Here is a 22937-nt window from a genome sequence, read left to right as displayed (position 1 = left end):
CCTATCTGTGCGTGGCGGGCATCGATGGGGCGCCGCTGCCGGCGCGATACGGGTATTTCGCGAAGATCGCGCTGATTGCCTGGTCGGCAGCGACGGCGCGTTGCTGGGCGGTTTTCTGGGTCACCCGGCCGATCGCATCGCCAGTCCAGACCAGCCGGTTTTTCGCCGCATCCACCAGATCCACGGTGAGCGTGCCCTCGGTGTACTGGCTGATCCGGGTCTCGTCGTACCAGACCGGGAAGCCGACATAGCTGCGCGCCCGGTAGCTGTAGAAAAACCGCACGTCCGAGCGGGGCACCTGGTAGACATCGGTGCGCTCGCGGATCACGCCCTGGAAGTTGACCTTCAGGTCCGGACTGGCGGCGTCGAAACGGTACCCGCGGGCGTCCATCTCGCGACGGATGCTGGTCTTGAGCTGATCCGACAGATACGAGCTGTAGCCGGACTGCTCCATCGCCAAGGGCTGGTAGAAACCGTAGGTGCGGTAGTGCGAGAAGTCGGCCTGCGGATCGGTGTCGGTATGAACCCGCGGGCCGGTGGCGCAGGCGGTCAGCAGCACCAATGTGACCACGGCCAGCAGGGCATGCCAGCCGTGGGAAATACGCCGGGACGCTTTCATGGCACCTCTCCGCGATGGGGGATTCGTGGCGAAGCTAGCAGCGCCCACCGATGGGTAGCGTGAAAAATCCGGGTGGCGCAAGAGCCGGGATTTCACGCGGATCGGAAACATGGCCACCCTTCCGGGTAGGAGCGACGTCAGTCGCGAACGCACGAATGCTGGAGGTCGCGACTCACGTCGCGCCTACCGCCAAAGAGAGTCCAGTCGGACAGAAAAGCCACTGCTTTCCTCGCATGCACCGTCTCTTGTAGGAGCGACGTAAGTCGCGATCGCACAAATGCTGGAGGTCGCGACTCACGTCGCTCCTACAACTCGCAACCCGGCGGAACCGCCTACGGCACGTCCGCCGTCCACGCCCCGGTGCTGAATTTATCCTTCGCCAACCCCTGTGCCCGATCCAGCTCATCGGTGGTCAGCGCGTCGTCACGCAGGCCGTGGCTGCGGCGGAAGGTGTCGATCATGCGCGCGATCACCGCCTCGCGGCTGAGGCCGGTCTGGCTGCGCAGCGGGTCGACCCGTTTGGCGGCGCTGGCGGTGCCCTTGTCGGACAGTTTCTCGCGGCCGATGCGCAGCACCTCCAGCATCTTCGCCGTGTCGATGTCGTAGGCCATGGTGACGTGATGCAGGACGGCGTTGCCGCGTCGGGCCTGCGCCGCGCCGGCGATCTTGCCTGCCGGTGAGGTGATGTCGTTGAGCGGCTGGTAGCTGGCCTGCACGCCCAGTTCCGCCAGCGCCTCGATCACCCAGGCATCCATCAGCTGGTAGGCCTCCTGGAAAGACAGGTCCTTCACCAGCGACAGCGGGGCGCAGATCGAATAGGTGATGGTGTTGCCCGGCTCGATGAACATCGCGCCGCCGCCGCTGATCCGGCGTACCACCTCGATGCCGTGACGGTTGGCGCCATCCGCATCGACCTCGTTGCGCAGCGACTGGAACCGGCCGATCACCACGGCCGGGCTGGCCCATTCCCAGACCCGCAGGGTCGGGGGACGACGGCCGGCGGACACTTCCGCGGTCAGCACCTCGTCCAGCGCCATGTGCATGGACGGGGATTGCGCGTGGGTGTGGACGAGTTGCCAGTCGTGCTCGTGCCAGAACGTGCGGCTCATGCGTTGGCTCCTGTATCCAGCGCCCGGCGCACCGCGATCGCCACGCCTTCGGGGGTGATGCCGTACAGGCTGACATGCTCGCCCAGTGCAGCTTCCACGGCTTCAGTGAGGGCCGCCTGGGAGGTGTCGACGGGCAGGCCACACAGCGCCTCGTTGATCGCATCGAGTGCGGAATCGGGCTCGAGGAAAAAGTCGCCGCTGACGCGGACCTCGGCCAGGTGGCCGCCGTTGTCCGCCAGATCCACGACGACCAGTTTGCCGCCGGGAACCTTGTACTCGCCGTGCATGCCGTTCGCTCCTGGGCCGGCCTGCTGCGGCCTGCCCGGCTGGGTGTGCCCGTTGCCGATGCGGCCGGGCGGACTGCCATGGTCGGGTTCATCCCGATGCTTGGCAATGATGTGGGTCAGGGCGGCATCGAATGCGTGAGCCCGGCGGTCCCGTCAAGCGGGGGCGCGCATCCGGGGCCGCGCTCGGCGACAATTGGCAGCGTTATTCTCCATCACCGGTTCGAGGGAGCCGCTCCGGCCAGCGCCAATTGGCTTCTGGGCGTTCCTTTTTCGTTATTTCCTTTTCAGACGAAGTGCCCATGCCCAGCCCCAACGCCCAGCCTTTTTCCCTACTCGACAGGCTGCTTTCCACCAGCCTGGTCGTTCGCATCGTGATCGGCCTGGTGGCCGGCACCTTGCTGGCGCTGGTGTTCCCGGACGCGGCGGCATCGGCAGGCCTGCTGGGCACGGTATTCGTGTTCGCGCTGAAGGCTGTCGCGCCGGTGCTGGTACTGGTGCTGGTCATGGCCTCGATCGCCAACCATCGGCACGGCCAGCGCACCCACATCCGGCCGATCCTGGCGCTGTACCTGATCGGCACCCTCACCGCCGCGCTGGTCGCGGTCAGTGCCAGCTTCATGTTCCCGACCACCCTGCGGTTGGCGGTGGCCAGCGGCATCGAGCTCACGCCGCCCAACGGCATCCTCGAGGTGCTGCGGACGCTGCTGATGCAAATCGTCGACAACCCGGTGAATGCGCTGGCGACCGGCAACTTCATCGGCATCCTGGCGTGGGCGGTGGGGTTGGGCATCGCCTTGCGCCACGCGTCCGACACCACCCGGCAGGTGGTCGGCGACCTGTCCGACGCGGTGACCAGGCTGGTTCGCGCAGTGATCCAGCTGGCACCGCTGGGCATCTTCGGACTGGTTGCCGCGACCCTGGCGGAGACCGGACTGTCGGCGCTGCTCGACTACCTGCACCTGCTGCTGGTCCTGCTGGGATGCATGGCGTTCGTCGCGCTGGTCGCCAATCCGCTGATCGTGTTCGCCACCACCCGGCGCAACCCGTATCCGCTGGTGTTCACCTGCCTGCGCGAGAGCGGGATCACCGCGTTCTTCACCCGCAGTTCGGCGGCGAACATCCCGATCAATCTGGAGCTGTGCCGCAAGCTGGGGCTGCACCGGGAGACCTATTCGGTGTCCATCCCGATCGGCGCGACCATCAACATGGCCGGTGCGGCGATCACCATCACCGTGCTGACGATGGCCGCGGTGCACACGCTGGGTATCGCCATCGACCTGCCGACGGCGCTGCTGCTGAGCGTGGTGGCGTCGGTCGCCGCCTGCGGCGCATCCGGCGTGCCGGGCGGCTCGCTGCTGCTGATCCCGCTGGCCTGCGGCCTGTTCGGCATCTCCACCGACATCGCGATGCAGGTGGTCGCCATCGGATTCATTGTCGGGGTGGTGCAGGATTCGGCGGAAACCGCGCTGAACTCCTCGACCGACGTGCTGTTTACCGCCGCGGCGTGTCCAGCCACCTCGGCGTCCGCCTCGGAAGCCGTGCAGACCGTGCCCTCCGAGGGAGCTGTGCCGCTTTCGGAGTGACGGGCGCATTCGGGAATAGCGGACGCAAGCGTTGCATGAATGACAGGCGCAAGTACCCGTCACAGACGCTGCTTGTCCGGCCTCAGCGCATGCTGCCGGTGTCGATGAAACGCTGGTGCCAGGACAGGGCTTCGCCGAGCAGGTGCGGGGTGTGCTTGCCGTAACTGGCATGGCAGGCGCGGTCGAAATAGTCCTGCAGCATCGGCCGGTAATCCGGATGGACGCAGTTGGCGATGACGAGCCTGGCGCGCTGCTTCGGTGCCAGCCCGCGCAGGTCGGCCAGGCCCTGTTCGGTCACCAGCACCATGGCGTCGTGCTCGGTGTGGTCGACATGGCTGACCATCGGCACGATGCCGGAAATGCTGCCGTTCTTGGCAGTGCTGCCGGCCATGAAGATCGACAGATAGCCGTTGCGGGCGAAATCGCCGGAGCCGCCGATGCCGTTCATGATCCGGCTGCCGGCGATATGGGTGGAATTGACGTTGCCGTAGATGTCGGCCTCGATCATGCCGTTCATTGCGATGCAGCCCAGCCGCCGGATCAGCTCGGGGTGGTTGGAGATCTCCTGCGGCCGCAGCACGATGCGCTCGCGATAGAACTCGACGTCGCGGTTGAAGGCCTCGATACCGGCCGGGCTGAGCGAGAACGAGGTCGCCGAGGCCATCCGCAGCGTGCCGTCCTTGAGCAGCTGCAACATGCCGTCCTGGATCACCTCGGTGTAGGCGGTCAGGCCCTGGTAACCCCCCTTGCCGAGGCCGGCGAAGACCGCGTTGGAGATGTTGCCGACGCCCGACTGCAGCGGCAGCAAGTTGTCCGTGAGCCGGCCGCGCTTGATCTCGTGGGCGAGGAACTCCAGCACGTGCCCGGCGATCCGCTCGGACGTCGCGTCGGGGGCGCTGAACGGCGAGTTGCGGTCGGGCGCGTCGGTCTCCACCACTGCGATGACCTTGGCAGGATCGACCCGCAGCCAGGGCTCGCCGATGCGGTCGTCGGGCCTGACCAGCGGGATGGGCTTGCGGTCCGGGGGCAGGGCAGTGCCGTAGTAGATGTCGTGCATGCCCTCCAGCGCGGCGGGCTGCCAGCGGTTCACCTCCAGGATCACCTTGTCGGCCCGCTCCAGCCAGGTCTTGTTGTTGCCGACCGACGAAGAGGGGATCAGCCGGCCGTCCTCGAGGATGCCGGCGACTTCGATCACCGCGACATCGATGTTTCCGAAGAAGCCGAACCAGGTGTGCTGGGCGACGTGGCTGAGGTGGATGTCGATGTAGTCCAGGGTGCCGGCGTTGATCCGCTCGCGCACTGCGGGGTCGGACTGGTAGGGCAGCCGCAGTTCCATGCCTTCGACCCTGGCCAGCGCGCCGTCCAGCTCGGGCGCGGTAGAGGCGCCGGTCAGCACGCGGATGCGGAAGCCGCCGCCTGCCGCGTTCACCTGTTCCATGTGCGCCGCCAGCGCCTGCGGCACCGCCTTGGGATAGCCCGCGCCGGTGAACCCGCTCATGGCCACGGTCATGCCGGGCTGGATCAGCGCGGCGGCCTCGGTGGCAGTCCGGCGCAGGTTGCGCAGACCGGGATGGCGGATGCGTTCGTTCACGTAGACCTCGGTGCGGGGTGTTGAAAAATCCCGGTCATTTTACCGGCAGAGGGGTGACCGGGCGGGACCTGCCGACAGAGCGTTCCATCGCGGACGTCTGAGGCGCGGCGTATTGATGCCGCGTATTGACAAGGATCAAGGACGGTGGCCGGGCGGGTCACTATGGTGTGGCATCACTTCAAGGAGGTGTTCCCCATGAAACTCCGCACTCTATCCGCCGCTGTTGCCTCGTTTGTCTTTGCGCTCGCCATGGCGGGTTGCGCCGGAAACGATACGGCCGCGCCGTCGGCGCAATCATCCGCGCCGCAGGCCACCGAGCTACCGGCGACGACGGAAGCCGGCAGCCCTGCCGATGCGCACGCCCATGGCGACGACCACGGCGCCCTGCCGGTGTTGGCCGACGGCCAGCGCTGGGAGACCGATGAGCCGCTGCGCACGGCGATGAGCGGCATCCGCGAGGACGTGGCGAAAAACCTGCCTGCCTATCACGAGTCGCGCCTGCAGCCGGCCGATGCCGAGGCGCTGGCGGCTGCGGTCGAAGGCAACGTCAATTACATGATTGCCAACTGCCAGCTGGAGCCGGAACCGGATGCCGTGCTGCACGTGATGATCGGCCGGATGATGGGCGCGATCGCGGCCATGCGCGCAGACCCCGCGTCCGCCGAGGGCATGCCGCAGCTGGTTTCGGTGGTGAATGACTACCAGGCGACATTCGATCACGCCGGGCTGCAGCCCCTGACGCACGATTGAATGTCGGGTTGATAATGTTTGAATGTCCTGCATCGGCGGGGCTGGTGATTTGGCCCTGCGGTGCGCAGACTTGAAATATGGATGCGCATACTCCACATATGACGCATGAGCCGTCCCGGCATCCGTCAAGATAATGTATGCCGACGCTGGACATGAAGCCGCGTGTGTAATCGTCCGGCGACACGGGACATCCAATTCAATCTCGTTGCCGCCCCCGTCCGGGGCGGCGTCATGTTGCCCGCAACCCTTGCAGATACACCGCTTCACATGAACATACGGATGCGTTTGGTTCGGCTTGACCCAGGTCATGGAGCAAATGGCTCCCGACCCCCAGCATGGCATCCAACGAACGATTTTTTGTAACCAAGAAAGGAAACCCCTGATGAAAAACCTTGTGTTGTTGTTTGCTTTGGCGGGAGCCGTGGGTTTTGTGCCCCAGGCCATCGCCGCCAACCCAGCCAGCGTTACTCCGGTGGCCGATGTCACTTTCACCCTGCGTACCGAGATTTCCAACGGCCAGCTGGTATTCGTCGGCAACGGCGGCGCGATCAAGGGCCAGATCAATCCCGACCTGAAGGTGCCTGAGAACTCGGTGGTGGCCATCACCGTGGTCAACGGCGACGGCGCCATGCACGATATCGCGGTGCCGGAGTTCAACGCCCAGTCCGACCAGCTGGTCGGCACCGGCTCGGCCACGACCATCGTGTTCCGCACCGGCAAGGCAGGCACGTTCGAATACCTGTGCACGATCCCCGGCCACAAGGCTGCCGGCATGTTCGGCAAGCTGATCGTCGGTGACGTGAAAGACGTGGTCAGCACCGCGGTCGATGTCGCCAAAGACCCCTACCAGGTCGGCAAGCCGGTCGGTGACCGCGCGCCGCAGCACGTCACCTACGACCTGCTCACCACCGAGGTCGAAGGCCAGCTGTCCGATGGCAGCACCTACCGCTACTGGACGTTCGACAACACGGTGCCGGGCCCGATGCTGCGCATCCGTCAGAACGACACCGTCACCATCAACCTGAAGAACGCCGAGGACAGCATCAACATCCACTCGGTCGACTTCCACGCGGTGACCGGTCCGGGCGGTGGTGCGGCGGTGACCCAGGTCGCGCCGGGCCAGACCAAGAGCTTCACCTTCAAGGCGCTGCACCCGGGCCTGTTCGTCTACCACTGCGCGACCCCGATGATCGCCCAGCACATCTCCAACGGCATGTACGGGATGATCCTGGTCGAGCCCGAGGGCGGTCTGCCGAAGGTCGACAAGGAGTTCTATGTCATGCAGGGCGAGCTGTACACCGCGCAGAAGCACGGTTCCAGCGGTCTGCAGGAGTTCTCGCTGGACAAGCTGCTGGACGAGCGTCCGGAGCACCTGATGTTCAACGGCAGCATGAACGCGCTGACCAAGACCTTCGACATGCAGGCCAACGTCGGTGAAACGGTGCGCATGTTCTTCGGCGTCGGTGGCCCGAACCTGATCTCCAGCTTCCACGTGATCGGTGAAGTGTTCGACCGGGTCTACGACATGGCCTCGTTCACCAGCCCGCCGCTGACCGACGTGCAGACCACGATCGTGCCGCCGGGTGGGGCGACGATGGTCGAGTTCAAGGTCGACTACCCGGGCCGCTACCTGCTCGTCGACCACGCCCTGTCGCGGGCGGAGAAGGGCTTGATCGGTTTCCTCAACGTCAAGGGCAAGGCCGACCCGACGATCTTCAACACCAACGAGAAGGTCGATCCGGCTTCGGGTCACTAAGCTCAACGCCCTTGCCTGACCGCAAGGACGCCAGGCAACACCAACCGGAAGGGCCGCGTAAGCGGCCCTTCTTGTATCTGTGGAATTGCAACACGCTGACCATCGGCACGTGCCCACTTTGCCGGGGCGGCTACCATCGACGGTTCTGTTGCGACCGCTCCGGTCGCGCGTCCTCGTTGTGGAGTTTCCCGATGCGCAAGACCCGTCTGTCCCTGATGCTCGCCGCCGGGCTCGGCACCCTTGTTGTCTGCCAGACGCCGCTGGTCCTGGCGCAGGCGCCGGATGCGACGACGGCGCAGGCCGGGCAGGACGCGCGCTTCGCGCAGGTGGCCGAGTCGCTGCTGATGCGTGCGCTGGAGCGCAGTCCGGAGTGGTCGGTCCGCGCCGGCCGCTACGACAATGCGTCATTGCTGACGATTCCCGATGCCGCCAGCCGTGCTTCCGACCTCGCCTTCGCCGAGGCCGGTCTGGCCGAGCTGGCTGCGTTCGATCCGGCGCAGCTGTCGGCCAGCCAGCGCATCGACCACACGCTGCTGAAGAACCGCTTCGAATCCACGCGCTGGTACCTGCAGACCTTCCGTGACTGGGCCTGGAACCCGTCGCGCTACAACGTTGCCGGCACGATCGCGTTGCTGCTCAACACCCCGTATGCGGCCGAGGACGAGCGTCTGCGCACGGTGATGGCACGCCTGGAACACGTGCCGCAGTACTACGCCGCCGCGCAGGCCAATATCGCCGACCCAACGGTCGAGCATGTGGAGCTGGCGATCGTGCAGAGCCGTGGCTCGCTGAGCGTGTTCGGCGAGGAGCTGCGCCAGCGCATCGCCGCGTCCGGGCTGAGCGCCGACGAGCAGGCGCTGTTCATCGCGCGCATCGATGCCGCACGCGGTGCGATCAACGGCTGGACGGGCTGGCTGGAAGGCGAGCAGAAGCGGCTGGCTGCGGCGGGCGAGACGCGTTCGTTCCGCATCGGCGAGGCGCTGTACGAGCCCAAGTTCCGCTACGACGTGCAGTCGCACTACACCGCCGCCGAGCTGTACCAGCGCGCGGTCGACGAGAAGAACCGCCTGCACGCGCAGATGGATGCGACCACGGTCGAGCTGTGGCCGGCGTATTTTCCGGACAGCCCGATGCCGGACGACCGCCTGGAGCGCATCGGTCGGATGATCGACAAGTTGTCCGCGCGCCATGTCACCCGCGACGAGTTCTTCCCCGAGATCAAGCGCCAGATCCCGCTGCTGACCGACTTCGTGCGCGAGCACGACCTGCTCGACCAGGACGCGACCCGGCCGCTGGTGGTGCGCGAGACGCCCGAGTACATGCGCGGCGGCGGCGCGGGCGCGTCGATCAGCGCGCCGGGCCCGTTCAACCCGACCGCCGACACCTACTACAACGTCAGCCCGCTGGACGCCTACAGCGACGCCGAGGCCGAGAGCTTCCTGCGCGAGTACAACCACTGGGTGCTGCAGATCCTCAACATCCACGAGGCGGTGCCCGGCCACTACACCCAGCTGCTGCACGCCAACAAGAGTCCCAGCCTGGTCAAGAGCCTGCTTGGCAACGGCGCGATGATCGAGGGCTGGGCGGTGTACTCGGAGCGGATGATGCTCGAGGCCGGCTGGGGCGGGCAGGCGCCGGAGATGTGGCTGATGTACGGCAAGTGGAACCTGCGCGTGGTGACCAACGCGATCCTCGACTACGCCGTGCACGTACTTGGCATGAGGCAGGAGCAGGCGATGGACCTGCTCAGGCGCGAGGCGTTCCAGGAGGAGACCGAGGCGGTCAACAAGTGGCGCCGGGTACGGCTGTCGCAGGTGCAGCTGACCAGCTACTTCACCGGCTACGCCGAGATCCTCGACCTGCGCGAGCAGCGCAAGGCCGAGCTGGGCGATGCGTTCGACCTGAAGGCGTTCCACAACGGGTTCCTGAGCTATGGCAATGCGCCGGTGCCGGCGATCGCCGAACTGATGGCGGAGTAAACCAGCCCGGCTGCGCATGCGGCGGCGGGGCGTGGCGCCACTGCCGCCGCGCGCCCCGCCGCCGCCACCGTCGGGATTCTCATACACTCACTGGCCATGAGAATCGCCCGACACGCCTACCTGTGGCCCGCCGTCCTGATGGCGTTTGTTGTCTCGGGCATTTTGCTGGCGGTGGGGTCGACGCTGCCGTCGCTGGACGGGCGCGTGCAGACCAGCATGTGGGCCGATACCGCCGACACCAGCCTGGGACGCGCGATCCAGCCGCTGGTCCGGGAGCATCCGGGACGTTCGGGCATCGTTGCGCTGCGGGACGGGCGCGACGCGTTCGCCACCCGCTCGTCGATGGCCGATGCCGCCGAGCGCACGCTGGATGTGCAGTACTACATCTGGCGCAACGACATGTCCGGAACGCTGCTGTTCGAGGCCCTGCACCGCGCCGCCGACCGCGGCGTGCGGGTGCGCCTGCTGCTCGACGACAACAACACCGCCGGCCTGGACACGGTGCTGGCCACGCTGGACTCCCATCCGCTGATCCAGGTGCGGCTGTTCAACCCGTTCAAGCAGCGCCGCTGGCGCGTGCTGGGCTACCTGACCGACTTTGCGCGCCTCAACCGGCGCATGCACAACAAGTCGTTCACGGTCGACAACCAGGTCACCATCGTCGGCGGGCGCAACGTGGGCGACGAGTACTTCGATGCCGGCGACGGCGTGCTGTTCGTCGACCTGGACGTGGTGGCGATCGGGCCGGTGGTGGACGATGTCTCGCGCGACTTCGACCGCTACTGGGCCAGCGGATCGTCGTACCCGGTCGACCGGCTGCTGCCCGCCGCGGCCGCCGGCGCCATTTCGGATCTGGCCGCGGCCGCCTCGCTGGTCGAGCGCGATCCGGCCGCGAGCGCCTATGTGGAGGCGCTGCAGGCGTCGCTCCATGTGCAGGCGTTGAAGATGGGGCAATTGCCGTTCGAGTGGGCGCCCACCCGCATGCTCAGCGACGATCCGGCCAAGGGTCTGGGGCAGGCGGCACCGGAAAGCCTGCTGGCGCAACGCCTCCTGCAGGCCATCGGCGCGCCGCAGCGGGAGCTGCAGGTGGTCTCGCCGTATTTCGTTCCCACCCAGGCGGGGGTGGACTACCTGGTCGGACTGGCGCGACAGGGCGTGGCGGTATCGGTGCTGACCAATTCGCTGGAGGCGACCGACGTCGCCGCCGTGCATGCCGGTTACGCCAAGCGCCGCAAGCCGCTGCTGGAAGCGGGCATCTCGTTGTTCGAGATGAAGCGTGAAGCCACCGGCATCGCCATGCGGCACCGCAAGCTTACCGGCAGCTCGGCGTCCAGCCTGCATGCAAAGACGTTCGCCGCGGACGGCTCACGGGCCTTTGTCGGCTCGTTCAATTTCGATCCGCGCTCGGCGCACCTGAATACCGAAATGGGGTTCGTGATCGACAGCCCGTTGATGGCGCAGGGCATTGCGGGGGCGTTTGTCGACGAGGTGCCGGCCAACGCCTACCGGGTGCGTCTGGGGCACGACGGAAAACTGCAATGGGTCGAGCAGGTGGATGGCAGGCAGGTCGTGCATGACGAGGAACCCGGCACGGGCTTCTGGCTGCGCGCGATGGTGGCGGTGATGGCGGTCCTGCCGATCGAATGGTTGCTCTGACCCCGGCCGGCAATCGGCATGTCGCGGCGATCCTGGCCCGTGCCCGGACGATCTGCGACACTTGCATGCGTTTGTTGAACCGCCTTTCGTGCCCAGTCCCGTGCCTGCCAGTTCCCCCCTGATCCCGATTCCATCGGTCGCGACCGAAGACCCGCCCCCGTTGCGGCCCGAGCGGCCGTTGCCGATGGATTGCTGCGACAGCGGTTGCGACCCCTGCGTGCACGACCTCTATGCCGAGGAAATGGAACATTACGAGGCATTGCTGGCCGCATGGCGTGCGCGCAATCCCGGTCGCGAACCGGGCTGAGCCGCACCTGGCTTACGGCTTACGGGGTGCGTGCCTATGACGCGCTGGTGGGCTGGTCGCTCACGTCACCGCGTTCGATTTCCTCGGCTGTCGCCTCGCGCACGTCGACGACTTCCAGGTCGAAATGCAGGTTCTTTCCGGCCAGCGCGTGATTGCCGTCAACGGTGATGCGGTCTCCATTGACCTTCAGCACCGTGGCCAGCACCGGCCCTTCCGCGATCTCGGTCAGGAACTGCATGCCCGGCTGCAATGAATCCACGCCCTCGAATGCCGAACGCGGCACCACCTGCACCAGCCGTTCGTGGCGCGGGCCGTAGGCGTCCTCGGGGGCGACATCGGTGAGGAACCGGGCGCCGGTTTTTTTCCCGGCGAGGGCCTTTTCCAATCCCGGCATGAGCTTTCCGCCGCCGTGCAGATAGATCAGCGGCGCGTCGGCGGGCGACTTGTAGATGACCTGGCCGGCGTCGTCAGTGAGGGTGTAATGCACCGTGGCAACACGGCGGTCGGTGATTTCCATCGGAAACCTCGTGGAAGTGAAACAGGGGAGGGACGACGGGAGCGCAAGGACGACCGCCGGGCAAAGCAACAAGGCGTGGGCAGGCTAGGGAAAGCGTTGGCCGGCCGCAACCTCGGCATGCGGCAAGCGCGCTGTGCTGCGGGCCCGGCAGCTGACGTGGCATGCTGTCCGGCCTTTTCCGCAGGGTGTTTCGTCCTTGGGCCTGAATACCGTCATTACCGTCGTCGACCTTGTCGGTACGTTTGCGTTCGCGATCAGCGGCGCGACCGTTGGGGTCCGCAATCGGCTGGATCTGTTTGGCGTGCTGGTGCTGTCGTTCGCGGCGGCGGCCGCGGGCGGCATCACCCGCGATGTGCTGATCGGCGCGACGCCGCCGGTCGCACTGGCGAACTGGCATTACCTGGCGGTGAGCTGCGTGGCGGGTGTCGTTACCTTCTATCGCTACGCCGACATCAAGCGCCTGCGCAACCCGGTACGGGTGTTCGATGCCGTGGGACTGGCGCTGTTCGCGGTCATCGGCACGCTCAAGGCGCTGGAGCACGGCTTGGGGCCGGTGGCTGCGATCCTGCTGGGGATGCTCAGCGGCATCGGCGGCGGCATCGTCCGCGACGTACTGGTGGCACGCACGCCGGTGGTGTTCCAGTCGGACCTGTATGCGATCGCGGCGATGCTCGGTGCGATCGTGGTGGTGGTCGGCAAAGCGCTCGACCTGCCACCGGTGCCGGTGATGCTCGCCTCCGCGACGCTGTGCTTCGGGTTGCGCTACATGGCGATCCGCTACGACTGGCATCTGCCGGTGGCGCCACACCGGGATGGCTGATCCGGCGCCCGGTGCGCGGCGGAACTGCTATGTTGCGCACGGGGAAAGCCGGAGGCCGGGAACATGGGAATGATGAGGTCCTGCAATCTGCGTGACCGTCTGTGGGGCGTGCTTTCCTGCCTGGTGCTGACCGCCGCGCTGGGCGGCTGCGCGACGTTGGCGTCGTCCGTGCCGGATTACGAGAAAAGCCTCGCGATCGCCGAGGCGGCCAGTCAGGCGGGCGAGACGGAATCGGCATTGGCCGCTTATCGCCAGGCCGGCGCCGAGGAGCCCACGCGCACGCAGCCATGGCGCCAGATCGCCCGGTTGCAGGCCGAGCATGGCCAGTGGGCGCAGGCGTTTGCCGCCGCGCAGCGGGTTCTGCAGCTTGAGCCCGGCGATGCCGAGGCCGGCGAGTTGCTCGTCCACAGCGGCCTGCAGGTCGCCGGGCAGTCGCTGCAACACTTGCAGGAAGGCGATGCCGGGCAGGTGGAGATGAACCGCGAGCAGGCCGAGGTTTTGCTGGCGCGGATGGTCGCGGTTTTCGGCGTGGAGGCGATTCCGGAGGAAGTGCTGGAGGATTTTGGCAAGACCGTGATCGAAAAATGCCGCTCGCGTCCTTTCCGGGCGCCGCACAACCGGCAAACGCCGAAGACCCCTGAGAAAACAACGGCCGACCCGTTCGATGTGCTGGGCGACGGCCGCCCCGGCTGATCCCGTAGCGGCATCGCGGTCATCGACTCCGCCGCCGCCAACTTCACCGCCACCAACATCCGGCTGCCGGCGCCGGTCACCGGTCACCGGTATGATCGGCGGATGTCAAAACTGCTGCTCAACCTGCGCATGGTGCTCGACGACGAGATCGAGGACGTGCGCGCGATGCTTGACGAGAACCGGATCGAGTTCTACGAGACCAAGCCCAGCCGCTGGGGTATTTCCTACGGCGGCATCTGGCTGACCCACGACCGCGACCTGCCGGAGGCGAAGCGGCTGATGGCGGTCTACCAGGCCAGGCGTCAGGCGAATGCGCGGGCCGAATACGAGGCGGGCCAGCGCGACGGCACCGGCCGGACGTTCAAGGACGTGCTGCGCGAGGAGCCGGCCCGGGTGCTGCTGGCGGTCGCCGCCATCATCGTGCTGCTGGGCCTGGTCGCATTGCCGGCGATCCTGCTGCGCGGGTAGCTCGCGGGCGCAGAGCGCGGCTGGCAGGCTGGATCAGGGCCTTGCACAGGCAGGGCTTGATCAGCGCCCGGTCAAAGGCCGTTCAGGAGCAGGATTCTTCCGGTTCGGGCTGCAGGGCTTTCTGCCTTGCAGGGGCGCCGGATCGACTGTCGAACCACGGCAACATGACCTGGATCAGCGGACCGATCAGCAGCATGTAGCCCACCGTGCCGACCCCCAGCGTGCCGCCCAGCAGGAACCCGGACACCAGCACGCCGCCTTCGATCAGGGTTCGTACCAGCCGCACCGATCGCCCGGTACGGCGCACCAAGCCGGTCATCAGGCCGTCGCGCGGTCCCGGCCCGAAGTGGGCGCCCAGGTAGGCGGCCGTCGCGGCGCCGTTGAGCGCGATCCCGCCGATCAGCAACGCGGTGCGTGAGACCAGTGACAGGTCGGCCAGCCGGTCGCCGATCAGACCGTTGACGGCGTCGAACACCAGTCCGATCACGATCGCATTGCAGACGGTGCCGAACCCCGGCTTCTGCCGGATGGGCAGCCACGCCAGCAGGACGACGAAACTCACCGCCACCGTGACCCGGCCCATCGGCCAGCCGCCTTGCAGGGCGATGCCCTGGTGCAGCACGTCCCACGGCATCAGGCCCAGGTCCGACTGCAGCATCATCACCATCGACACGCCGTAGGCGATCAGTCCGAGAAACAGCTTGAGCAGGCGGGAAGGCATGGAGGGCCGGATCGCGAAGGAGTGACGTGGGGCTGGCAATTCTAAGGGCTTGTCCAGGGAAGGTCTGAACAATCGCCGTGATCCCTGCGGGGGCGGGGAAGACGTGGCCGGAGGCGGAAGGCAGGCAGGGCCGCGCCGCGGCGAACCGGCTAACATCAGGCGCTTCCCCTCACGAGGTTTCCCCATGACCATTTCCATGCATGCCGCGTCCGTTCCCGTGTTCAAGCAGATGCTCGGCAGCCTTGTCTCGATCCTGGAGAAGGCCGAGACCTATGCGGAAGAACGCAAGATCGACCCGGCGGTGCTGCTGCAGTTGCGCCTGTTTCCCGACATGTTCCCGCTGGTGCGGCAGGTGCAGATCGCCTGCGACTTCGCCAAGGGCGTGACCGCGCGCCTGGCCGATGCCGAGGTGCCCGCCTACGACGACACCGAGCAGACCATCGAGCAGCTGAAGGTGCGCGTCGAGCGCACGATCGCCTTTGTCGACAGCTTCGATGCCTCGCGTTTTGAAGGCGCCGAGGAGCGCGAGATCGTGACCCGTCCGGGCACGCCGAAGGAGCGCCGCTTCAGCGGCCAGGACTACCTGCTGACCTACGGTCTGCCGCAGTTCTTCTTCCACGTCACCACGGCCTACGCGCTGCTGCGCCACAGCGGGCTGGGGATCGGCAAGCGCGACTACATGGGCGCGTACTGAAGGATTCACTCCGGGCGCGGACTGGCGCCGCGCCCGGGCATTACTCATCGCACGTCACTCATCGCACGTCGCGCATGTCGCGCACGGACAAGGCAGCTGGCCCCGTCCGTCTGCCGCTCAGAAGCGTTCGCTGACCGGCATGTAGCGCCACTGTCCCACCGGCATCTTGTTCAGGCCGATCCGGCCGATCCGCAAGCGCCGGATCGTCACGACTTCCAGTCCGACCTGCGCGCACATGTCGCGCAACTGGCCCGCGCGGACGTCCTTGATCGCGAAACGCAGGCGGACTTCGTTCTGCCAGCTGACCTTGCAGGCATCCAGCACGCGGCCCTGGTAGCTCAGGCCGCGGGTCAGCCGGCTCAGGGTGTAGGGGCCGGTCTGGCCGCTGATTTCGACCAGGAACTCCTGCTCGATCTTCGGCCCGTCCTCTTTCAGCCGGCGGATGACGCGCGGGTCCTGGCTGAACACCACCAGCCCGCTGGCCTGCGCATCCAGCGGCATCAGGGGCGTCAGGCGGGTGAAGTGACGTTGCAACACGCGGATGCCGCGGCGGTGATCGCCTTCGGCGCGGTTGTCTTCGGTGACCAGCGACCCGCTGGCATCCCAGACCATGCCCGCGGGTTTGTGCAGCAGCATCGTCGCCGGTTCGGCGGCTTCCAGTTGCGCATCGGGGTCCAGTTCCACGCACTGATTGGTCACCATGAATTGCGGCGACTCGACCACCTCGCCATCCACCCGGACCCAGCCGCCTTCGATGTACTGCTCGGCCTGCGCCCGCGAGCAGGCGGCCAGTTCGGATACGCGGCGCGACAGGCGCTCGGTCTGGGACGGCAACGCGGACGGGTCCGGCTCGGACATCGATGGCACCTGGATCGGGCGGGCCAGTGTAAGGCGGTGTTGGAGAAATGGGCCGTCAGGACAGATCGGCGGCCTCGTCGGGCGAAGTTTCCACCTTGGCGGGTGCGGCGGGTGTGCCGGTCCTGCCCTGGCGGGTCGGTGCGGCCAGCCGGCCGAGCGTGCTGTCCAGCAGGCGTTGCAGTTTCTGCGCCGCGCCGTTGACCGCCTCGCGCACCTTGTCGGCGTCGTGGCTGACCACTACCGGCTGGCGACCTTCCAGACGGGCCTCCATCACGCAATGCTTGTCGCCGAGGCCCGCCTTGCCCGCATTGAGATCGCGAAGATGCACCTCGACGCGTGACACCTGCGCGCCAAAGCGTTCCAGCGCCTTGCTGACGACGCTGTCCACATGTTCGGTGAGCGACTCGTCGTGCTGGATGTTCCTGTCGGTATGGAGCTGGATCTTCATTCGGCGTCTCCTTTCATCGGTCACCGGTCTGGTGCCGCCTGATTGACAGGCTAGCGCGGGCGTCCTTTGCAGGGTGAGAAGACCGTTAAAATCGCGGGATGATCCTCAATGTCGCTGCCTACCATTTCACCGTCGTTGCCGATCCCCAGGCCCTGGCCGATGCGCTGCGCAGCCGCGCCGAGGCGAACGGATTGCGCGGCACCGTGCTGGTCGCGGGGGAGGGCATCAACCTGTTTCTCGCCGGTGACGGGGACGCCGTGCACGATGTTCTCGGCCTGCTGCGCGCCGACGCGCGTTTCGCCGACATCACGCTCAAGTTCAGCCGCAGCCGGGCCCAGCCGTTCGCGCGGCTGAAGGTCAAGGTCAAGCCCGAGATCATCAGTTTCCGCCGCGACCAGGCATCGCCACTGGTCGCCGGCCGTGCGCCGGTAGTGAGTCCTGAAGACCTCGCCCGCTGGATCGCGCAGGGCAGCGACGATGCCGGCAAACGGCTGGTGCTGCTGGACACCCGCAACCGGGAGGAAGTGGGCTACGGCACGTTTGCCGGCGCGCTGACACTGCCGATCGACAATTTCACCGAGTTGCCCGAAGCCCTTGAACCGCACCGTGACGCGTTGAGCGATGCGACCGTGGTCAGCTTCTGCACCGGCGGCATCCGCTGCGAGAAGGCCGCGCTGTGGCTGCGCGCCGACGGCATGGACAACCTGCTGCAGCTTGATGGCGGCATTCTGGGTTACTTCGAGCGGGTGGGTGGCGCGGGCTATGACGGCCACTGCTTCGTGTTCGACGAGCGGGTTGCGCTGGATCCGGCGTTGCAGCCGCTGGTCGAAACGGAACCGGCTGGGCTGTCGCCGCCCCGATGACGGGGAACCGGTCCGGCCGGCGAAACAATGCCGTCATCCCCGCGAACGCGGGGGTGAGGTCGGGCGCTTGCGAGCCATTGGCTCGCGCCTGATCGAACGCCCAAGCGCTATGCGCGCGGGCCGGGGATCGTAAGATCCATGGACTTCAAGCCGTTGACCGACCATGTCGCTGGACTCCCGCCTCCGCGGGAGTGCCGGCCACAAGCGAATTGATCGGGACTTTTCCAATAGAACTGCGACGAGGTTGACCTTCCCATCATGGGAAGCTGGAGAATGACCCGCAAGCCAAGCTCCGGAGTCCGCCATGTCTGCACCTGCCATCCCCGCAAATGACCCAAGCGCCAACCCGCGCACCGTGCGCTTCGACGTCCTCGGGATGTCGTGTGCGTCCTGCGTGGGCCGGGTCGAGAAGGCGCTGGCCAAGGTGCCGGGCGTGGAGGCGGCCAGCGTCAACCTGGCCACCGAAAGCGTGGAAATCCGGGCCGGGGACGAGGTGGCCGCAACCGCGCTGATCGACGCGGTGCGCGCCGCCGGTTATCGGGTCGCGGAAGACTCGGTCGATCTGGCGATCGAAGGCATGACCTGTGCGTCGTGTGCGGGCCGGGTCGAGAAGGCGCTCGCGGCGGTGCCCGGCGTGCTGGAGGTCACCGTCAACCTGGCGACCGAGCGCGCCACCGTGCGTACGGCGGGCGGCACCGATCCGGCCGCGTTGGTCGCCGCGGTCACCCAGGCCGGCTACGCCGCGACCTTGCCGCAGGGCGAGTCGACAGGCGATGCCGCCACTTCCGAATCGGGCGGGACGGCCGCGAACCCGCGGCGCTCGCGCGAGCTGCGACACCTCGTCATCGCGATCGTGCTGTCGGCGCCATTGATGTTGCCGATGCTGGCGATGCCGTTCGGCCGCGACTGGATGCTGCCGGGATGGTGGCAGTTCGCCCTGGCGACGCCGGTGCAGTTCTGGCTGGGTGCGCGCTTCTACCGCGCCAGTTGGGGCGCGCTGAAGGCACGCACCGGCAACATGGACCTGCTGGTCGCGCTCGGTACCAGCGCGGGTTACGGCCTCAGTGTGTTCCATTTGATCGCGCCTCATCTGCTGGCCGATGCCGGGCACGGCGACGGCCATCTGTATTTCGAGGCCTCGGCGGTGGTCATCACCCTGGTCCTGCTGGGCAAGTGGCTGGAAGCGCGGGCCAAGCGCCAGACCACCGAGGCGATCCGCGCGTTGCAGGCCTTGCGCCCGGCGACCGCGCGCGTGCTGCGCGACGGCGTCGAGCGACAACTGCCATTGGCCGAAGTCGTTGTCGGCGACGAGGTCAGAGTGCTGCCGGGCGAGCGCATCCCGGTCGATGCCGAGGTCATCGAAGGCCGCAGCCACGCCGACGAGTCGCTGATCACCGGCGAGTCATTGCCGGTCGCCAAGCAGCCCGGTGACCGGGTGACCGGTGGTGCGGTGAACGGCGAGGGCCGCCTACGGCTGCGCACGCTCGCGGTCGGCGCGGAGACCGCGTTGGCCCGGATCATCCGGCTGGTCGAGGACGCGCAGGCGAAGAAGGCGCCGATCCAGCGCATGGTCGACAAGGTCAGCGCGGTGTTCGTGCCGGTGGTGGTCGGCGTTGCCGTACTGACGCTGCTGGGCTGGGGCCTGCTGGGCGGCGACTGGAACGTCGCGATCCTCAACGCGGTCGCGGTGCTGGTGATCGCCTGTCCGTGCGCGCTGGGCCTGGCCACGCCGACCGCGATCATGGCCGGTACCGGCGTCGCCGCCCGCGCCGGCATCCTGATCAAGGACGCCGAAGTGCTGGAAACCGCGCGCTCGTTGCAGGTGATCGCCTTCGACAAGACCGGCACCCTGACCGAAGGCCGGCCGACCCTCGCCGAGCACGTGGCGGTCGACGGCGACCACGCCGCATTGCTGCGACTGGCCGGCGCGCTGCAGTCGGGCAGCGAGCATCCGCTGGCGAACGCGGTGGTGGAGGCCGCGCGACCGGCCGGCTTTCCGCAGGCGACCAGGGTAAGGGCGCTGGCCGGGCGCGGGCTGGAAGGCGACGTCGAGGGCCGCGACCTGCTGCTGGGCAGTTCCCGTCTGATGCAAGAGTCCGGCGTGGACGTCGGTGCCCTGCAGGCGCGCGGCGACGAGCTGGCGGCACAAGGCCACAGTGTGTCGTGGCTTGCCGAGCGGACTGCGGATGCGGTCCGCCTGCTTGGCCTGCTCGCGTTCCGCGATGAGCCGCGACCGCAGGCGCGCGCCGCGATCGATACCCTGCACCGGCTCGGTCTGCGCACGGCGATGATCTCCGGCGACAACCGCGGCGCGGCCCAGGCCGTCGCCGACGCGCTCGGCATCGACGACGTGCGCGCCAATGTACTGCCCGGCGACAAGGCGGAGGCGGTGCTGGAATTGCGCTCGCACGGCCCGGTGGCGATGGTCGGCGACGGCATCAACGACGCCCCGGCGCTGTCGGCGGCCGATGTCGGCATCGCGATGGGCGGCGGCAGCGATGTCGCCATGCACGCCGCCGGGATCACCCTGATGCGCTCCGATCCGCGCCTGGTCGCCGACGCGATCGCGGTCTCGCGCCGTACCAGCGCCAAGATCCGGCAGAACCTGTTCTGGGCCTTCATCTACAACGTGGTCGGGATTCCGCTGGCGGCGGCAGGCCTGCTCGATCCGGTGGTGGCCGGCGCGGCGATGGCGTTCTCCAGTGTCAGCGTCGTAGGCAATACCCTGCTGCTGAGGCGCTGGAAGCCGCGCTCGGCGGTTGCGCTGCCGGAGCAGGATTGATGGCCAGCGCTGATCGCGAAATCCATTCCAAAGCCGGGCCGGCACCTGGTGTCGCCCCAGGGAGCTGCCAGTGAGCAACACCGCACGCTCAGCCTCGTCACGCGCGCCGAAGCCGGAGCTGGCGGAAGCCCTCGCCGACGGCCTGCACAACATCGGCGAGGCCGCCGCGCTCACCGGCGTGTCGGCGAAGATGATCCGCCACTACGAAGCGATTGGCCTGCTGCCGGCCATGGCCCGTACCCAGGCCGGCTACCGGATCTACGACGAAACCGCGCTGCACCGCCTGCGCTTCATCCATCGCGCCCGCTCGCTGGGATTTCCGATCAGGCAGATCGACAGCCTGCTCGCGCTGTGGGACGACCGTTCGCGGGCCAGTGGCGAGGTGAAACAACTGGCGCTGGCGCACGCCGCCGAACTGGCGAAGAAGGTCGAGGAGATGCAGGCCATGCAGCGCACGCTGGAGCAGCTCGCCCACCGCTGCCAGGGCGGTGACCGGCCGGACTGCCCGATCCTGGATGACCTGGCGGGCGATCCGGGCAGGTGACGTCTGAATCAAACGGTGCCGGTGCTCGTATCTCTGCGCGTTCGCGACTCACGTCGCTCCTACATACACTTGCCGCCGTGTCACTCGCCTGCTTGCTGCGACCGTAGGAGCGATGTGAGTCGTACATCTGCATAGTCCGGCGCAACGCATGGCACGTCGATGCGGAACTCCCCAGCCAAGTTTGTCCGACTGGACTCCCTTCGATCGTAGGAGCGACGTAAGTCGCGAACGCGGAGAGCCCCGAGTGCCCGGTTTCTGCCTCGCTCCCGACGTGCAGGTGGCATCTGAATCAAGCTGTGCAGGCGCTCATATCTCTGCATGTTCGCGGCTGAAGCCGCTCCTACATGGGAGCCGCCTGCATTGAATGGGATTGCATGTGGCGCAGCCACTCGACGGCACCCAAACCTGCGCGTCGGCCGCTGGCGAAGCATGCGGTCAGCAGGTAGCCGCCGGTGGGGGCTTCCCAGTCCAGCATCTCGCCGGCGCAGAAAACGCCGGGCAGTCGGGCGAGCATCAGGGCGTCGTCCATCGCTTCCAGCCGCACGCCGCCGGCGCTGCTGATGACTTCGGCGATGGGTCGCGCGCGGCGCAGGGTCAGGGGCAGCCGCTTGATCGTCCGCGCGAGCAGGGCGTCGTCGCCGATCCGGTCCTTTCCCAGTACTTCGTACAGGAGGGCGACCTTGACGCCGCCGAGCCCGGTCTGGCGGCGCAGGTGGTCGCTGACGCTGCGGCTGTTGCGTGGTTTACCCAAGTCATGCTGCAGCCGTTCCAGCGTGCGGCCGGGGGCCAGGTCGAGTGTCAGCGTGGCCTCACCGTCGCGCGCAATCGTTTCGCGCAATTGTGCGGACAGCGCATAGATCAGGCTGCCCTCGATACCTGTTTCAGTGACCACACACTCGCCCTGCAGCGTGTGCTCGCCATCGGCCTCGCGCCAGTGGGCGACGACCGGCTTCAACGGCGCGCCCGCATGGCGGCTGGAAAAGTGGTCGCTCCAGGCGATGTCGAATCCGCAGTTGGCCGGTACCAGCGGTGCGACATCGACGCCTCGCTCCAGCAGCCAGGGCTGCCATGCGCCATCGGATCCCAGTTGCGGCCAGCTGCCGCCACCCAGTGCCAGCACCGTCGCGGCCGCATGCACGCGGCGCTCGCCATCGGGTGTCGCGAACCGCAGTGCGTTGTCGTCCGTCCAGCCCAGCCAGCGGTGGTGCACATGGAAGCGCACCCCGTCCTCGCGCAGCCGCCGCACCCAGCCACGCAGCAGCGGCGCCGCCTTGCGGTCGAGCGGAAACACCCGCCCCGAGCTGCCGACGTAGGTCTCCACACCCAGTCCGCGCGCCCAGTCGCGCAGGGCATCGGGGCCGAAGTCGTCGAGCCAGCCGGCAGCCGCCTCCTGCCGTTCGCGGTAGCGGTGGTCGAACCCGGGGCGCGGCTCGCCGTGGGTGAGGTTCAGCCCGCCCTTGCCGGCGATCAGGAACTTGCGCCCGACCGATCCCTTGGCCTCGAACAGGTCGACCTCGATGCCCGCCGCACGCGCGACCTCGGCCGCCATGAGGCCGGCAGGGCCGCCGCCGATGATGGCGAGGCCGGGAAGGGGAGCGGGTTCGACAGGCATGGGCACGGGCGTTGCGGACCGGGACTGAAAAGCGGGGCGACATTATGGAAGGTCTGAACAATTGTCGTCGTCCCCGCGAAAGCGGGGAGCCAGTGACTTCAACTCATTGAAAGCAATGACTCAGGGGAACTCGCTTTGTTCGCCCTTCGGGTCGTCTCTGCGAGACGATCTGCGCGCTTCGCGCTTTTCCCCGCCTTCGCGGGAACGACGGGCAAAAGCCGCGTTGTTAAAACCTTCCTCATGGCGTTGTGTCGATCCAGGTATGGCCGAGCACCGTTGC

General features: G+C 67.3%; 22 protein-coding genes. 13 read left to right on the top strand and 9 right to left on the bottom strand.

Features of this window, described 5'->3' with window-relative positions; all coding sequences use genetic code 11:
• Position 1 precedes the first annotated feature (1 nt).
• The 3 genes from N792_RS07645 to lplB form a co-directional block, all read right to left on the bottom strand.
• Positions 2-619, bottom strand: coding sequence for a DUF4136 domain-containing protein (locus tag N792_RS07645; protein ID WP_052103694.1), 618 nt, complete (start codon positions 617-619; stop codon positions 2-4).
• Between the two features lie 332 nt (positions 620-951).
• Entirely contained in the window at positions 952-1728 is a 777-nt protein-coding gene (locus N792_RS07640) for a lipoate--protein ligase family protein (protein WP_036193861.1), read from the bottom strand.
• The gene (gene lplB / locus N792_RS07635) at positions 1725-2015 is read right to left on the bottom strand and encodes a lipoate-protein ligase small subunit (RefSeq protein ID WP_036193860.1); all 291 of its coding nucleotides are present in this window, start codon (positions 2013-2015) and stop codon (positions 1725-1727) included. The genes N792_RS07640 and lplB overlap by 4 nt, the downstream gene beginning before the upstream one ends.
• A gap of 299 nt (positions 2016-2314) precedes the next feature.
• Here lplB and sstT point away from each other — a divergent pair, with 299 nt between their 5' ends.
• Entirely contained in the window at positions 2315-3598 is a 1284-nt protein-coding gene (sstT, locus tag N792_RS07630; RefSeq protein ID WP_084105534.1) for a serine/threonine transporter SstT, read from the top strand.
• A gap of 82 nt (positions 3599-3680) precedes the next feature.
• On the opposite strand, the gene scpC is transcribed toward sstT, so the two are convergent.
• Positions 3681-5189, bottom strand: coding sequence for a succinyl-CoA:acetate CoA-transferase ScpC (scpC, locus tag N792_RS07625; RefSeq protein ID WP_036193859.1), 1509 nt, complete (start codon positions 5187-5189; stop codon positions 3681-3683).
• Between the two features lie 144 nt (positions 5190-5333).
• Here scpC and N792_RS07620 point away from each other — a divergent pair, with 144 nt between their 5' ends.
• The 5 genes from N792_RS07620 to N792_RS07600 all read left to right on the top strand — a co-directional run bounded on the left by N792_RS07620 (position 5334) and on the right by N792_RS07600 (position 11637).
• Positions 5334-5939 carry a hypothetical protein gene (locus N792_RS07620; RefSeq protein ID WP_156969338.1) on the top strand — a complete coding sequence of 202 codons (606 nt, stop codon included), beginning with the start codon at positions 5334-5336 and terminating at the stop codon, positions 5937-5939.
• 382 nt (positions 5940-6321) lie between these two features.
• Positions 6322-7695 (top strand): copper-containing nitrite reductase, encoded by a 1374-nt coding sequence (gene nirK / locus N792_RS07615; RefSeq protein WP_191150520.1) that lies wholly within the window; start codon positions 6322-6324, stop codon positions 7693-7695.
• 191 nt (positions 7696-7886) lie between these two features.
• A complete protein-coding gene (locus N792_RS07610; protein WP_036193858.1) occupies positions 7887-9674 on the top strand; it encodes a DUF885 domain-containing protein in 1788 nt (595 codons plus the stop codon).
• Positions 9675-9770: 96 nt separating this feature from the next.
• The gene (locus N792_RS07605) at positions 9771-11330 is read left to right on the top strand and encodes a phospholipase D family protein (protein WP_036193857.1); all 1560 of its coding nucleotides are present in this window, start codon (positions 9771-9773) and stop codon (positions 11328-11330) included.
• Positions 11331-11430: 100 nt separating this feature from the next.
• Positions 11431-11637, top strand: a complete 207-nt coding sequence (locus N792_RS07600) for an oxidoreductase-like domain-containing protein (RefSeq protein ID WP_425478857.1) — start codon at positions 11431-11433, stop codon at positions 11635-11637.
• Positions 11638-11671: 34 nt separating this feature from the next.
• Here N792_RS07600 and N792_RS07595 read toward each other — a convergent pair whose 3' ends face one another.
• Positions 11672-12154 carry an FKBP-type peptidyl-prolyl cis-trans isomerase gene (locus N792_RS07595; protein WP_036193856.1) on the bottom strand — a complete coding sequence of 161 codons (483 nt, stop codon included), beginning with the start codon at positions 12152-12154 and terminating at the stop codon, positions 11672-11674.
• Between the two features lie 202 nt (positions 12155-12356).
• Here N792_RS07595 and N792_RS07590 point away from each other — a divergent pair, with 202 nt between their 5' ends.
• The 3 genes from N792_RS07590 to N792_RS07580 all read left to right on the top strand — a co-directional run bounded on the left by N792_RS07590 (position 12357) and on the right by N792_RS07580 (position 14135).
• Positions 12357-12974 carry a trimeric intracellular cation channel family protein gene (locus N792_RS07590; RefSeq protein WP_036194012.1) on the top strand — a complete coding sequence of 206 codons (618 nt, stop codon included), beginning with the start codon at positions 12357-12359 and terminating at the stop codon, positions 12972-12974.
• A gap of 123 nt (positions 12975-13097) precedes the next feature.
• On the top strand, positions 13098-13667 hold the full coding sequence (locus tag N792_RS07585; protein ID WP_156969337.1) for a tetratricopeptide repeat protein: 570 nt from the start codon (positions 13098-13100) through the stop codon (positions 13665-13667).
• 102 nt (positions 13668-13769) lie between these two features.
• Entirely contained in the window at positions 13770-14135 is a 366-nt protein-coding gene (locus tag N792_RS07580; protein WP_036193854.1) for a DUF6164 family protein, read from the top strand.
• Between the two features lie 82 nt (positions 14136-14217).
• Here the strand turns inward: N792_RS07580 and yczE are convergent, their stop codons facing one another.
• Positions 14218-14856 (bottom strand): membrane protein YczE, encoded by a 639-nt coding sequence (gene yczE, locus N792_RS13990; protein ID WP_156969336.1) that lies wholly within the window; start codon positions 14854-14856, stop codon positions 14218-14220.
• Positions 14857-15040: 184 nt separating this feature from the next.
• Here yczE and N792_RS07570 point away from each other — a divergent pair, with 184 nt between their 5' ends.
• The gene (locus tag N792_RS07570; RefSeq protein ID WP_036193852.1) at positions 15041-15550 is read left to right on the top strand and encodes a DUF1993 domain-containing protein; all 510 of its coding nucleotides are present in this window, start codon (positions 15041-15043) and stop codon (positions 15548-15550) included.
• Between the two features lie 117 nt (positions 15551-15667).
• Here N792_RS07570 and N792_RS07565 read toward each other — a convergent pair whose 3' ends face one another.
• Both N792_RS07565 and N792_RS07560 read right to left on the bottom strand, forming a co-directional pair.
• On the bottom strand, positions 15668-16408 hold the full coding sequence (locus tag N792_RS07565) for an rRNA pseudouridine synthase (RefSeq protein ID WP_052103688.1): 741 nt from the start codon (positions 16406-16408) through the stop codon (positions 15668-15670).
• 55 nt (positions 16409-16463) lie between these two features.
• Positions 16464-16856 carry an HPF/RaiA family ribosome-associated protein gene (locus N792_RS07560; protein ID WP_036193851.1) on the bottom strand — a complete coding sequence of 131 codons (393 nt, stop codon included), beginning with the start codon at positions 16854-16856 and terminating at the stop codon, positions 16464-16466.
• Between the two features lie 98 nt (positions 16857-16954).
• Here N792_RS07560 and N792_RS07555 point away from each other — a divergent pair, with 98 nt between their 5' ends.
• From N792_RS07555 to cueR, 3 genes are all read left to right on the top strand, one after another.
• Positions 16955-17719 (top strand): sulfurtransferase, encoded by a 765-nt coding sequence (locus N792_RS07555; RefSeq protein WP_036193850.1) that lies wholly within the window; start codon positions 16955-16957, stop codon positions 17717-17719.
• Between the two features lie 304 nt (positions 17720-18023).
• On the top strand, positions 18024-20501 hold the full coding sequence (locus tag N792_RS07550) for a heavy metal translocating P-type ATPase (RefSeq protein ID WP_036193849.1): 2478 nt from the start codon (positions 18024-18026) through the stop codon (positions 20499-20501).
• Positions 20502-20571: 70 nt separating this feature from the next.
• Positions 20572-21045, top strand: coding sequence for a Cu(I)-responsive transcriptional regulator (gene cueR / locus N792_RS07545; RefSeq protein WP_156969335.1), 474 nt, complete (start codon positions 20572-20574; stop codon positions 21043-21045).
• Between the two features lie 340 nt (positions 21046-21385).
• Here cueR and N792_RS07540 read toward each other — a convergent pair whose 3' ends face one another.
• Positions 21386-22657 carry a TIGR03862 family flavoprotein gene (locus tag N792_RS07540; RefSeq protein ID WP_052103686.1) on the bottom strand — a complete coding sequence of 424 codons (1272 nt, stop codon included), beginning with the start codon at positions 22655-22657 and terminating at the stop codon, positions 21386-21388.
• Positions 22658-22937: the final 280 nt, after the last annotated feature.

Origin of the sequence: Lysobacter concretionis Ko07 = DSM 16239, assembly GCF_000768345.1 — a bacterium.
GTDB lineage: Bacteria > Pseudomonadota > Gammaproteobacteria > Xanthomonadales > Xanthomonadaceae > Novilysobacter > Novilysobacter concretionis.
Note: the sequence above shows the minus strand (reverse complement) of the source record. Positions and strands in the feature narration are given on the sequence as shown.